Origin of the sequence: Streptomyces sp. NPDC019937 (genome assembly GCF_040631655.1) — a bacterium.
Lineage (GTDB): Bacteria > Actinomycetota > Actinomycetes > Streptomycetales > Streptomycetaceae > Streptomyces.
Genome location: NZ_JBEYAL010000007.1, coordinates 98136 through 111455, shown reverse-complemented (window position 1 = coordinate 111455; position 13320 = coordinate 98136). Strand labels below are relative to the sequence as shown.

Genomic DNA, 13320 nt, shown 5'->3' with positions numbered 1-13320 from the left:
ACCACCCATCCGGGGGTACGGGCCCGCGCCTGCGTGAGGCGGTGGCGTCAGCCGGCCAGCGCGGCGCGCGCCAGACCGGCGGTCTCGGTCGGCGTCTTGCCGACCTTCACGCCCGCGGCCTCCAGGGCCTCCTTCTTCGCCTGGGCGGTGCCGGAGGAACCGGACACGATCGCACCGGCGTGGCCCATGGTCTTGCCCTCGGGCGCGGTGAAGCCCGCCACGTAGCCGACGACCGGCTTGGTGACGTTGGCCTTGATGAAGTCCGCGGCCCGCTCCTCGGCGTCGCCGCCGATCTCGCCGATCATCACGATCAGGTCGGTGTCGGGGTCGGCCTCGAAGGCGGCCAGCGCGTCGATGTGGGTGGTGCCGATGACCGGGTCACCGCCGATGCCGACGCAGGACGAGAAGCCGATGTCCCGCAGCTCGTACATCATCTGGTAGGTCAGCGTGCCGGACTTCGACACCAGACCGATCCGGCCGGGCTTGGTGATGTCGGCCGGGATGATGCCCGCGTTCGACTGCCCCGGCGTGATCAGACCCGGGCAGTTCGGGCCGATGATGCGGGTCTTGTTGCCCTTCTGACCGGCGTAGGCCCAGAAGTTCGCCGAGTCGTGCACGGCGATGCCCTCGGTGATCACCACGGCGAGCGGGATCTCGGCGTCGATCGCCTCGATGACCGCGCTCTTGGTGAACTTCTCCGGGACGAAGATGACCGTGACGTCGGCGCCGGTGGCCTCGATGGCCTCCTTGACCGAGCCGAAGACCGGAACCTCGGTGCCGTCGAAGTCAACGCTGGTGCCGGCCTTGCGCGGGTTCACGCCACCGACGATGTTGGTGCCCGAGGCGAGCATCCGACGGGTGTGCTTCTGCCCCTCGGACCCGGTCATCCCCTGGACGATGACCTTGCTTTCCTTGGTGAGGAAGATAGCCATGGTTTCTGGTGACCTCGTCCCTTACTTCGCAGCCAGCTCGGCGGCACGCTCGGCCGCGCCGTCCATGGTGTCCACCTGCTGAACGAGCGGGTGGTTGGCGTCGGTGAGGATCTTGCGACCCAGCTCCGCGTTGTTGCCGTCGAGACGCACGACGAGCGGCTTGCTGACGTCCTCGCCCTTGGACTTCAGCAGCTCCAGGGCCTGGACGATGCCGTTGGCGACGGCGTCGCAGGCGGTGATCCCGCCGAAGACGTTGACGAAGACGGACTTGACGTCCGGGTCGCCGAGGATGATCTCAAGACCGTTGGCCATCACCTCGGCGGAGGCGCCGCCACCGATGTCGAGGAAGTTGGCGGGCTTCACGTTGCCGTGGTTCTCACCGGCGTACGCGACGACGTCGAGGGTCGACATGACCAGACCCGCGCCGTTGCCGATGATGCCGACCTCGCCGTCGAGCTTGACGTAGTTGAGGCCCTTGGCCTTGGCGGCCGCCTCGAGGGGGTTGGCCGCGGCCTTGTCCTCGAGCGCCGCGTGCTCCGGCTGGCGGAACTCGGCGTTGGCGTCCAGCGTCACCTTGCCGTCCAGCGCGATGATCTTGCCGTCACCGGTCTTGACGAGCGGGTTGACCTCGACGAGCAGGGCGTCTTCCTTGATGAAGACGGTCCACAGCTTCTGGAGGACCTCCGCCACCTGGTCGGCGATCTCGGCCGGGAACTTCGCGGCGGCGACGATCTCGGCGGCCTTCTCGGGGGTCACACCCTCGATCGCGTCCACCGGGATCTTGGCGAGCGCGTCGGGGTTCTGCTCCGCGACGACCTCGATCTCCACGCCGCCCTCGACGGAGGCCATGGCGAGGAAGGTGCGGTTGGTGCGGTCCAGCAGGAAGGAGACGTAGTACTCCTCCTTGATGTCCGCGGTCTGGGCGAGCATCACCTTGTGGACCGTGTGGCCCTTGATGTCCATACCCAGGATCTGGGTCGCCTTCTCGACGGCGTCGGCCGGGTCGGAGGCCAGCTTGACGCCGCCCGCCTTGCCGCGGCCACCGACCTTGACCTGCGCCTTGACGACCGCGCGGCCGCCCAGTCGCTCGGCCACCTCGCGCGCCGCCTCAGGCGTGTCGATGACTTCACCGGCCAGCACCGGTACACCGTGCTTGGCGAAGAGGTCCCTCGCCTGGTACTCGAACAGGTCCACGCGCGTCCGTCCCTTTTCCATGGATATCGCGGTCGTTATCAGCGCGGGCGTGCCGCGGTGGCCAGCGTGAGGACGCGATCTATAACGAGGGCGGCACACGTGCGCCGGGTACGCGGCATGTCCGTCTCGCAGGTTATAACCGCGAGACCTGTGCCCCTAAATCGCAGATCACACTGGAGCGGTGATTACGGTCACAGATCGCGACCGTACCCACCTATCTCGCAACCGAAAGCGGGCAGTCCCCTCCCCAACGAGGACTGCCCGCGATCAGATGAAGCGGCTGCGTACGGCGGATTCGGCGCCGCCGTACGCGGCGGTTATGCGGCCTGCGTCATCAGACGGCCGGGAGGGTGCCCGCGGCGCCCGGCAGGTTGGTGGGCAGGTCGGCCGGGAGCTGCGCCGGGACGGTGGGCAGGTCGGTCGGCAGGGTGGCCGGGACCTGCGGGAGGTCGGTCGGCAGCTGGGCCGGAACCTGCGGCAGGTCAGCCGGAACGTTCGGCACGTCGGTCGGGAGCTGGCCCGGGACGTTCGGCAGGTCGGTCGGCAGCTGGGCCGGAACCTGCGGCAGGTCGGTGGGCAGCTGGGCCGGGACCTGCGGCAGGTCAGCCGGAACGTTCGGCAGGTCGGTCGGGAGCTGCGCCGGGGCCTGCGGCAGGGCCGGGAGCGCCGGGATGTTGGCGGCGTCGGTCAGGTCGACCGGGGCCACCGGGAGCAGGCTCTGCACACGGGCCACGGTGTTCACCGCGGTGCCCTGCGCGTTCGTGGCCACGGAACCGGTCAGGTCCAGCGCGAACGGAACGGTGGTGGTGGCCAGGTCGGCGGCGAACGGAACCGTGTTGTTCACGGTGTTCTGGACGACCGGCACGGCGTTGGCCACGGTGCCCTGCACGAACGGCACGGCGTTGGCGACGGTGTCCTGCGCGAACGGGAGCACGTTGCTGGCGGTGCCCAGCGTGTAGCCCTGCGCGCTGCCGACCACGTAGCCGACGTACGGAACGGTCTTGCCCGCGGCGTCACCGGCCAGCACGCCCGCGTCGTCCAGGGTGCCCTGCGCGACGGGGACGACCCGGACCACGACGCGGTTCACGACGGGCGGCAGCACGTCGTCGGCGACGCCGTTCACGACCGGCTTGGCGATGCCCACGGTGCCCTTGGCCTTGCCGGCCAGCTCCTCCGGGCGGACGCCCGCGCCGGAGAGGGAGGCGAGCAGGTTGTCGGCGGCGCCGGGAGCGGCGGGCAGCTTCGGGGCGGCCGGAAGCTGGGCGGGCACCTCGGCGGGGGCGCCCTTGATGGTCGGCACCTGGGCGGCGGGCAGCGAGGAGCCGTCGACCGGCAGCGAGCCGAGACCGGGCAGGTGCGGAACGACGCCGGGAACCTCGCCGGTGGGCAGGTCGACGTCGGCGGCCTTCTGGACGGACTTCACGGCGTGGTGCGCCTTCTTGACGACCTTGCCCGGCTTGGCGTCACGGGTCACGCCGTCGAGCGCGCCACCGGTCACGTCGCGGGTGGTCTTGGAGACGTCCGGCAGCCGGCCCTTGGCGGCACCGTCGACGGTGTCGTTGACGGTCCCGGTCACGCCGTCCACCGTCTTCTTCGCGGTGTCGTTCACCTTGGACGTGTCGGCCACATCGCCGGTCGCACCGTCAACCGTGTCGGTGACCTTGCCGGTCGTGTCCGTGACCTTGTCGGTGGTCTCGGTGACCTTGCGGGTCGTGTCGGTGACCTTCTGCGTGACGCCGCCCACCGTGCTGGTGACGCCGTCGGTGGAGGGGACGCTCGGGGTCTCGGCGGCGTTGGCGGCGGCGGAGCCGAGGGCCCAGATACCGGTGGCGGCGGCGGCGACGAGGATGGAGCGGCGAACGTTGTTGCGCATGGTGGAGGAAGTCCTTCGAATTCAAGAGGAGTGAGCGAACGGGCAGACCTGACCCGCCCCCGCGCGGCAGGTCTTGTGCAGACGGGGGGTGGTCTGCCCTAGCCGGGGAATTCGAGGACTTCGTTGTACCGCTCGCGCGTCGGCGCCGAGCTGTCCGCACGGACCGCGCCGGGCGCGAGCCCGAAGTGCGCGGCGCCGGACGGCGGCAGAGCGGCGTGGGTGTTCCCGCCACGGGGAGCGCCGCTGTCGCCGGTGCACTGGGTGACGGTCCCGAGGGGGGACCGCGGAACGGGCAGCGGCGCCGGGGCGCCCTCGCCCTGGTCCGCGCCGTCGGCCGCCCGGACGACGGTGCCATGACCGTGGTCGTGGGAGCCGGCGGTGCGCGGCGCGGTGGCGGCCGAGGCCGCCGTGTCGGGCCCCAGCGGGGCCGCGGCGGGCCGGGCCGGGTGCGGCGACGGGGGGTTCTCGTCGGTGCCGTTGGCCACCGGGCCGTGGCCCGGCGCGGCACCGTGGGCACCGGAGGCGTGGCCCAGGGCGCCGACACTCGCGTCGCCGACCTCGGACAGCCGCACCGGAAGTTTCGTGCCCGTGGCGTTCTCGACCAGGTCATCGACGGGGTCGGTGACCTGCCGCTCGACCGGCTCGCGCACCGGTTCCACCGTCTTGCGGACGGTGTCGGTGGCGGTGTGCACCGCCTTGCGCGCCGCGGTGTCCGCGGTCCTGGCCGTCTTGGCCGTCTTGGCCGTCTTGGCCGGGAGGTGCTTCGCCACCGGCTTCGCGGTGGTGTCGGCCTTCCCGGCGCTGTCCTTCTCGGCGCTGTCCTTCTCGGCGTTCTCCGTGGCGGAGGTCTCAGCGGCGGACGAGGAGCCGAGCAGGTCCGATGTCTGGACCTGGTGGCCCGTCACCGATCCTGCGAGGCCTTCCTTTTCCGCCGCGTGGGCGCTGCCACCGAAGAGGAACGCGAGTGCCAGGAAGCCCCCGAGGAACAGCGCCGCCGTCAGCGCCCGCCGCGCGGCCACGGTGCGCGGCAGGCGCACAGCGGCAGGCACAGCGAACACGGCAGACAAGGGGGACCTTCCCTGGTACGGACATCAGGCGAGGCGCCAAGCGGACGGTCACATTCACGTCCTGGCGACGGGAGTGATCCTTGCATGACCCACAGGGGGCCGCGCAAGCCCTGGGCCGCTGATGGTCACTGATGCATCGCCATGTCCGGTATCGGCAGTTGGCGCCGCTCGATCGCCGCCGCCATCACCTCCGGGAAGAGATCGGGGGTGCAGGCGAAGGCGGGTGCGCCGAGCGCGGCGAGGGCCGCCGCGTGCTCCCGGTCGTAACTCGGCGCCCCCTCGTCGGACAGCGCGAGCAGCGCCACGAACCGCACCCCGGACGCCTTCATCGCGGCGATCCGGCCCAGCATCTCGTCGCGTATGCCGCCCTCGTAGAGGTCGCTGATCAGCACGACGACGGTGTCCGCGGGCCGGGTGATCCGCTCCTGGCAGTACGCGAGCGCGCGGTTGATGTCGGTGCCGCCGCCGAGCCGGGTGCCGAACAGGACGTCCACCGGATCGTCCAGCTCGTCGGTCAGGTCCACGACGGCGGTGTCGAAGACGACGAGCCGGGTGGCGATCGACCGCATCGAGGCGAGCACGGCGCCGAAGACGGAGGCGTACACCACGGACGCGGCCATCGACCCCGACTGGTCGACGCACAGGATGACGTCCTTCTTCACCCCGCGCGCCGCCCGCCCGTAACCCACCAGCCGCTCGGGAACCACCGTGCGGTGCTCGGGGAGGTAGTTCTTGAGGTTGGCGCGGATGGTGCGGTCCCAGTCGATGTCCCGGTGGCGGGGGCGGCCGACCCGGGCCGAGCGGTCCAGCGCGCCGGTGAGGGTCGCGCGGGTGCGGGTCGCGAGCCGCTTCTCCAGCTCCTCGACGACCTTGCGGACGACGGCACGGGCCGTGGTCCTGGTGGTCTCCGGCATCGCCTGGTTGAGCGAGAGCAGGGTGCCCACCAGGTGCACGTCCGCCTCCACGGCCTCCAGCATCTCGGGCTCCAGCAGCAGCGCCGACAGGCCGAGCCGGTCGATGGCGTCACGCTGCATGACCTGGACGACGGAGGCCGGGAAGTACGTACGGATGTCGCCGAGCCAGCGCGCCATGTGGGGCGCGGAGCCGCCGAGCCCGGCCGGCCGTGAGGCGCCGCCGCCCGGCGGGCCGCCGCTGCCTCCGCCCGGAGCCGCGGGGCCGTCCTCGCCGCCGCCGGAACCGTAGAGCGCTTCGAGCGTGCGGTCCATGGCGGCGTCGGTCCCGTTCAGGGAGCGGCCGGTGCCGTCGCCGCCCTGCCCGCCGAGCACCAGCCGCCAGCGCCGCAGCCGCTCGTCCCCCGCGTCCGTACCGGTGTCCGCGTTGATGTCCGGGGTGATGTCCGGGGTGATCTCCGGGTCTTCCGTCATCGGGCCGCCTCCGCGGTGTCGTCGGGGCCAGGGCGAGGGTCAGGGTCAGGGTCCAGGCCGAGCAGCAGCCGCACCGTCGGTACGACGGCGGCCGCGCGGTCCGCGTCGAGCCCGGGGCCGAAGCCGGGCGCCGCGGGCGCCGCCTCGCCGCCCACGGCGCCCGGCTCACCGGCCGCGGGCCCGGGGCCGCGCCGGACCAGCTCGCCCAGGGTGCGGCGGACGCCCGTGTCGTACGCGGAGAAGGTGCGCCGCAGCAGCGGCAGGACGTCCGTGAACGCCCCGGCGGGTACGGAGGTGAGCCAGCCGTCGATCAGGCCGAGCAGCCGTTCGTCGTGGACGAGCAGCGGGCCGCCGCCCGCGCCGCCGCCGATGAACCCCTCGATCCAGGAGGCCGCTTCGGGTGGTGCGGTGCCGGGCGAGAGCGCGAGCCGCATGAGCCGGGCCGCCTCGTCCTCGGCGAGCCGCCCGTCGTCCAGCAGCAGGCGCGCGGCCCGGCCGCGGAGCAGCCCCGGGGTGGCGGGGGTGCCCTCCCGCCCGGCGATGACGCGCAGCACGGCCGCCCAGCGCGCCCGCAGCGAGTCATCGGCCGACGGCTCGCTCGGGGTGGGCTCCGGCAGGAGGCCGACCGCCCGGTGCACGGCCTCCAGGTGGCGGAGCATGTCGGCGGCGCCGTCCGCGTCGAGCCCCACACAGGCGGGCGGCAGCCCCACCAGGATCCGCTCGGCCAGGCCCGTGGCGACCTCGCCGAGCGCCGCCGTGTCGGTGCCGCGCACGTCCCCGTACCGCACGGACCGCACCAGGGCGGGCAGCGCCTGCGCGAGGTGGCCCACGTCGGCGTCGAGCGCGGCGCGGTCGGCGAGCGCGCGCATCACCACGGGGAGGGCGTCGGGGAGCGCCGCCAGCAGACAGCGCTCGGCCAGCTCGGTGACCTCGGCGAGGGCCGTGGCGCCCAGCGCCTCGGACTCGGCCCTGGCGGTGGCCGCCGACAGCACGGTGGTGCCCCACACCCCCGCCTCCGCGACCCGCACCGACAGCTCCGGCTCCCAGCGCAGCCGCCAGGTCTCGCGGAACGTGCCGGTGCTGCCGCGCGAGGCCGCCGGGGTGCCCCAGCCGATCCCCAGCAGCCGAAGCCGGTGCAGCAGCCGGCTGCGCGCCGCGTCCATGTCCTTGCGCAGATCCAGCTCCAGCTCCCGCTCCACGGCCTCGGGCGCCAGCCGCAGCGAACGCTGGGTGCTCCGCAGATCCCGCTGGAGCGGTACGGCGGGGGCCGACGCGGGGACCTCGCCCAGCACGTCCCCGACCACGAGCCGGTCCCGCACCAGCGCGAGCGGCACGTCCGAGCCCTCGCACATGACGGCCCGCACGGCATCGGTGGTCTCGGCGAGCCCGGCGAGCGGGCGGCCGCGCAGCGCTGCGAGCGTTTCGGCGAGCCGCACGGCCTCGATGACATGCGCGGACGACACCGCGAAGTCCTCGTCCCGGAGCAGCCCGGCGACCTTGGTCAGCCAGCGCTCCAGGGGCCGGTCCGGGGCGTGGAAGAGATGGCTGTACCAGCCGGGCGAGGCGATCCCCGCCCCGTAGCCGCTGTGCCGTGCCAGCCTGCGGTGTGTCCAGGGCACCCAGCTGATCTCGGCCTTGACCTTCGGCAGCCCCTTGAGCAGCTGCCGGTCGGCGGTCACCGTGGGGCGGGCGGCCAGCGCCGGTACGTGCCAGGCCCCGCACACGACGGCGACCGCCTCCCCGAACTCCCGCCGCGCCGCGTGCATCCGCACCCGCATATGGGCCTCCCGGACGGCGTCGTCCCCGTGCCCGCCGTGCCCGTACGCGGACCGCAGCTCCCCCATGGCCTCGGCGACGGCGGCGAACGCCGCGGTCCCGCCGGCGCCGCGGTGCTCGACGACGTCCTCCCACCAGCGCTCCGGGTCCTCGTACCCGGCCGTCTCGGCGAGGACGGCGAGCGGATCGACGCGCACCCGCTCGGCCGGTCCGGCGGCAGGTCCGGCCGGATCGCCCGCTTGACGGGCATCGTCCTTCGCCGCCATGGCCAGGGAGTGCGCGGCCGGGAGGTCGATGAACCGCACGGGCACATCGCGGGCCAGCGCCCACTGGATCGCCGCCCACTCCGGCGAGAACCCGGCCATCGGCCAGAACCCGGCGCGCCCCGGGTCGTTCGCCACATGCGCGAGCAGCGCCACCGGCGGGCGCATGCCCTCGTCGGCGGCGAGGTGCACCAGCGCGTCCGCCTCCGGCGGGCCCTCGATGAGCACGACGCCGGGCTCGCACTCGTCGAGCGCCGCCCGCACGGCCCGCGCCGACCCGGGGCCGTGGTGCCGCACCCCCAGCAACAGCGGCCACTCCGGCACGACGGCTCCCGCGGCCCCGCCGCCTCCGGGTGTCGCCACCAGCTCCGCAGCCGTCACGCGCTCACCTCTCGGCACGCGCGGTAGAAGTCCTTCCACCCGTCGCGCTCGCGGACGACCGCCTCCAGGTACTCCTGCCAGATGACGCGGTCGGCCGCCGGGTCGCGGACGACCGCGCCCAGGATGCCCGCCGCCACGTCACCGGCCCTCAGCACGCCGTCGCCGAAGTGGGCGGCGAGCGCCAGCCCGTTCGTCACCACGGAGATGGCCTCCGCCGTCGACAGGGTGCCGGAGGGCGACTTGAGCTTCGTACGGCCGTCCCCGGTCACCCCTTCGCGCAGCTCGCGGAAGACCGTGACGACGCGGCGGATCTCGTCCACGCCCGCCGGGGCCTCGGGAAGGTCCAGCGAGCGGCCGATCTGGGCGACGCGGCGGGCGACGATGTCGACCTCGTCCTCCGGAGTGGCGGGCAGCGGCAGCACCACCGTGTTGAAACGGCGGCGCAGCGCGCTGGACAGCTCGTTGACGCCGCGGTCGCGGTCGTTGGCGGTGGCGATGAGATTGAAGCCGCGGACCGCCTGGACCTCCTCCCCCAGCTCGGGAATGGGCAGGATCTTCTCGGACAGGACGGTGATCAGGGTGTCCTGCACATCGGCCGGGATGCGCGTCAGCTCCTCCACGCGCGCGGTCATGCCGTCCGCCATCGCCCGCATCACGGGGCTCGGGACGAGCGCGTCGCGGCTGGGGCCGTGGGCGAGGAGCCGGGCATAGTCCCAGCCGTAGCGAATGGCTTCCTCGGGCGTCCCGGCCGTGCCCTGGACCAGCAGCGTCGAATCGCCGCTGACCGCCGCCGCCAGATGCTCCGAGACCCAGGTCTTGGCCGTGCCGGGGACGCCGAGCAGCAGCAGGGCGCGGTCGGTGGCGAGCGTGGTGACGGCGACCTCGACGATGCGGCGCGGACCCACGTACTTGGGTGTGATCACGGTGCCGTCCGGCAGCGTGCCGCCGAGCAGATACGTGGCGACGGCCCACGGCGACAGCCGCCAGCGGGCCGGGCGCGGGCGGTCGTCGGCGGCGGCCAGCGCGCTCAGCTCGTCGGCGAAGGCGTCCTCGGCGTGCGGGCGGAGGACCTCGGCGGCCTCGGCGGCCTTGCCCGCTCCGTCGCCCTCGGAAATCTGGGTCATCTCAGGTGAATTGGTTCCGGACACAGTGACGGTCACAGCTCCCCCACGGCTCGTTTGCTCGTTCCGCTCCCGGACGCGTCATTCACTGTGCACCACGCCACTGACAACGAACCCGGCGTCAACTGACCCGCAGGTCAGGGCGATTGTCAGTGGGTGGTCGTACCGTCGCAGACATGAATCCGCAGGGGGAACGCCGGACGGCGGAACAGGTGCTGCCGGAGGGCTCGGAGCCGCCCGAGCGGGCCGAGCAGCGGCTCGGCGAGCGCGCACGGCGCGCGGAGGCCGCCGGGGGCGGGCGCGGGGGCGCGGGCAGCGCAAGCAGCACGGGCGGCTCCGGATCCGGCGGCGGCGCGGGCGACGCGAGCGCCACGGGCCGCGCGGGCGGCACCGGCGGCCCGGGCGGGGTCGCCGCGGGCGATGCAGGCAGCGCGAGCGGCACAGGCGGCAGGGGCCGCACGGGCGACACAGGCAGCGCGAGCGGGCCGGGCGGGGGCGGCACGGGCAGTACCAGCAGTCAGGCCGCTGCGGGCGGCACCGGCGGCCCGGGCGGGGTCCCGGCGGGCGCCGCGGGCGGCACGGGCAGCCCGAGCCCGTCGGGTGGCACCGGCAGTGCGGGGGCCACGAGCGGCGCGGGGGCCGCGGGCACCGCGGGCGGGGGTGCCGATCCGGTCGCGGTGCGGCGGCGTGCCGAGCGGCGCGGCCAGCGCATCGCGGCGGGCGCCACGGAGCTGGAGCAGCGGCTGGCGGACCTGCTGCGTGACGGTCTGGCCACGGCCGACCACGCCGGATATGGGGCGTGGGACGAGACGGCCGCCCGCATGGTCGACGCCCAGGCCCCCGGCCTCGGGGCACGGGTGCGGGAATGGGGCGCCATCCCCTCCTCCGGCCCCGGCTGGCCCGCCCGCCTGCTGGAGGAATGCGCCCTGACACACCTCCTCAACCAGGGCTTCCTCCACCTCGACAGCCTGCCGGAGGAGCTGGCCGCCACCACGCGCTCACGGGTCGGCGTCACGACGCCGGTGGCCGAACTGCTCGCGCACGGGCAGCCGGTCCGGGACCACTGGCTCGTCCTGGGCGGCCAGGACAGCGAGGACGGCAAGCTCACCACCCGGCGGATCTGGCTCCGCGGCCGGACCACGGGCCGGATGGCGCTGCTGCTGTCCTTCGGCGCGGCGGGCCGATCGCCCGATCCGGCGCTGCCGCCCGGTCTCGTGCTCGACGCGGACCTCGTCTACTACCCGGGCACGCGTCCGCTGCGGGCCGCGCTGGGCACCCGCTATCCACCCACCGCGGCGGCCGCGGCCGCCGAAGCCCCGGCGGCCGCCGGGGCGCCCGACGGCGGCGGCATCGACGCGGCGCTCGCCGCCTACGGCGAGGCGCTGAGCGCCGACCCCTGGCTGGAGGACTGGCCCGTCGTGCTCTCCGGCGTCACGCCCGTCCCCGGTGCCGACGGATGGCAGTTGGCGGACGAGGCCGCCGGGACCGCGCTCCCCGTCGACCCGAGGTGCCTCGGCCGTACGAACCTGTGGCAGCTCACCGCGATATCGGGCGGCCGCCCCGTCACCGTCTTCGGCACGTGCGGGCACCGCGGCATCACGCCCCTCACCACCTGGGATCCGGAACCCGTCCCGCTCGCCCTCGGCACCCGCCCGACGTCGTACGGAGGCACGCGTTGACCAGCACCAGCTCCAGCGCCACCACCGCGCCCGTGGCGTGGGACGACCTCGTCGCCGCCGCCCTGCTCGGCACCGAGCGCCGCACCCCGCCCGTCGCCGCGCGGCCCGGGCAGGACGCGGCGTCCGCCCTGCTGGACGCCGCCGCGCTCAGCACCGTACGGCGGCGGGCCGGGCTGCGCCCCGCCCCCGCCCGGCCGAGCCCGGAGCCCGCGCCCGAGGATCCGCGCCCGGCGCTCCCGCCCGCCGCCCGCAGCCGGCTGGCGATGCTGCTCGCCGACCGCTCGTCCCCCGGGCGCAGCAGGCCGCGTTCCGCCCCCGACCTGGCCGAGCTGCTGCCCCAGTGGCTCGCCCTCGCCAACCAGTACGGCTATCGCGCGCCCGACGCCCTGCTCCCCACCCTGCTCGACGCGGCCCGCGCCCGTACCGACCTGCGGCCCGAGGCGCTCACCCTCGGCGGACCCCGGGCGCTGTGGCTCGCCCGGCTCAACCCGGACTGGAAGTTCGCGCTGCGGGGCGGGCCGCCCGGGCGGGGCGCGGCCCCCGCGTCCGGGCCGGGCGGGGCCGCCGCGTCCGACGCCGAGGCGCGGCGGCAGTGGGAGGAGGGGCTGTTCGCCGAGCGGGTGTCGCTGCTGGCCCGGACCCGCCACCACGACCCGGCGGCCGGGCTGGCCCTCCTCAGCGGCACCTGGTCCACCGAGCGGGCCGAAGACCGGCTGATGTTCCTGGACTCGCTCCGCGACGACCTCGTGCCTACGGACGAACCCTTTCTGGAGCAGGCGCTGTCCGACCGCAGCCGCAACGTCCGGGCGACCGCCGCCGAACTGCTGGCCGCGCTGCCCGACTCCGCGTTCGCCGCGCGGATGGCGGAGCGGTCCGCGCGCTGCGTCTCCCTGCCCCCGGACACCGGGCAGATCACCGTCGCCCCGCCTGCGCGGTGCGACAGCGGGATGCAGCGCGACGGCGTCGTGCCCAAGCCGCCGTCCGGCCGGGGGGAACGGTCCTGGTGGCTGGGCCAACTGGTGGAGGCCACGCCACTGGCCCGCTGGTCCGAGTGGTTCGGGGGGCTGGACGCGGACCGGATCGTCGCCCTGCCGGTCGCGGACGGCTGGAAGGCGGACCTGCACGCGGCCTGGTGCCGGGCCGCCGTGCGGCAGCGGAGCGCGGAGTGGTCCCGCGCGCTCCTCGGCACTCCGGGCGCGCCTCCCGCCGCCGCCGCTTGGCGGGACCCGGCGAAGCTGCTGTCCGCCCTGCCCGCGGCGGAACGGGCCCAGTGGGTCGCCGACTTCATCGCCTCCCACGGGCTGTCCGACGCGTTCCGGCTGCTGGGGGTGTGCGCGGTGCCGTGGGCCGAGCCGCTGGGCAGTGCGGTCGTGGACGCGCTGGACATCGCGCGGGACGCGGGCAGCTACCCGTGGAGCTTCAGCGGGGTCATGGGCCTGGCCGAGCGCTGCCTCGACCCGGCCCAAGCGGACCGCCTGGAGGTGCTGACCGCCCTCCCGGACGAACCGGAGGGCGCGGCGCCGGGGGCCGGTGGGTACTGGTCGGAGGCGTTCCAGCGGTTGGTGGGGACGCTGAGGTTGCGGGCGGTCATGTGGTCCGAGCTGACCGGCGGCTGACCCCCGCCCCTCCCCTCCCCGCAACCGGACCTC

At 74.5% G+C, this 13320-nt stretch carries 9 protein-coding genes; 2 read left to right on the top strand and 7 right to left on the bottom strand.

Annotation, left to right across the window (positions count from 1 at the left end; genetic code table 11):
* Nucleotides 1-47: 47 nt before the first annotated feature.
* The 7 genes from sucD to ABZ562_RS08845 form a co-directional block, all read right to left on the bottom strand.
* The gene (sucD, locus tag ABZ562_RS08875) at nt 48-932 is read right to left on the bottom strand and encodes a succinate--CoA ligase subunit alpha (RefSeq protein ID WP_055546781.1); all 885 of its coding nucleotides are present in this window, start codon (nt 930-932) and stop codon (nt 48-50) included.
* Between the two features lie 21 nt (nt 933-953).
* The gene (sucC, locus tag ABZ562_RS08870; protein WP_361475733.1) at nt 954-2126 is read right to left on the bottom strand and encodes an ADP-forming succinate--CoA ligase subunit beta; all 1173 of its coding nucleotides are present in this window, start codon (nt 2124-2126) and stop codon (nt 954-956) included.
* A gap of 334 nt (nt 2127-2460) precedes the next feature.
* The gene (locus ABZ562_RS08865) at nt 2461-3999 is read right to left on the bottom strand and encodes a hypothetical protein (protein WP_361475731.1); all 1539 of its coding nucleotides are present in this window, start codon (nt 3997-3999) and stop codon (nt 2461-2463) included.
* Between the two features lie 98 nt (nt 4000-4097).
* The gene (locus ABZ562_RS08860; RefSeq protein ID WP_361475729.1) at nt 4098-5048 is read right to left on the bottom strand and encodes a hypothetical protein; all 951 of its coding nucleotides are present in this window, start codon (nt 5046-5048) and stop codon (nt 4098-4100) included.
* Between the two features lie 143 nt (nt 5049-5191).
* Nucleotides 5192-6451: a VWA domain-containing protein gene (locus ABZ562_RS08855; RefSeq protein ID WP_361475727.1), complete on the bottom strand. Its 1260-nt coding sequence runs from the start codon at nt 6449-6451 to the stop codon at nt 5192-5194.
* On the bottom strand, nt 6448-8853 hold the full coding sequence (locus ABZ562_RS08850; protein ID WP_361476011.1) for a DUF5682 family protein: 2406 nt from the start codon (nt 8851-8853) through the stop codon (nt 6448-6450). The genes ABZ562_RS08855 and ABZ562_RS08850 overlap by 4 nt, the downstream gene beginning before the upstream one ends.
* A 14-nt stretch (nt 8854-8867) precedes the next feature.
* Nucleotides 8868-9995: an AAA family ATPase gene (locus tag ABZ562_RS08845; protein ID WP_361475725.1), complete on the bottom strand. Its 1128-nt coding sequence runs from the start codon at nt 9993-9995 to the stop codon at nt 8868-8870.
* A 173-nt stretch (nt 9996-10168) separates the two neighbouring features.
* Here ABZ562_RS08845 and ABZ562_RS08840 point away from each other — a divergent pair, with 173 nt between their 5' ends.
* Both ABZ562_RS08840 and ABZ562_RS08835 read left to right on the top strand, forming a co-directional pair.
* A complete protein-coding gene (locus tag ABZ562_RS08840; RefSeq protein ID WP_361475723.1) occupies nt 10169-11671 on the top strand; it encodes an SWIM zinc finger family protein in 1503 nt (500 codons plus the stop codon).
* Entirely contained in the window at nt 11668-13287 is a 1620-nt protein-coding gene (locus ABZ562_RS08835) for a DUF5691 domain-containing protein (protein ID WP_361475721.1), read from the top strand. The genes ABZ562_RS08840 and ABZ562_RS08835 overlap by 4 nt, the downstream gene beginning before the upstream one ends.
* Nucleotides 13288-13320: the final 33 nt, after the last annotated feature.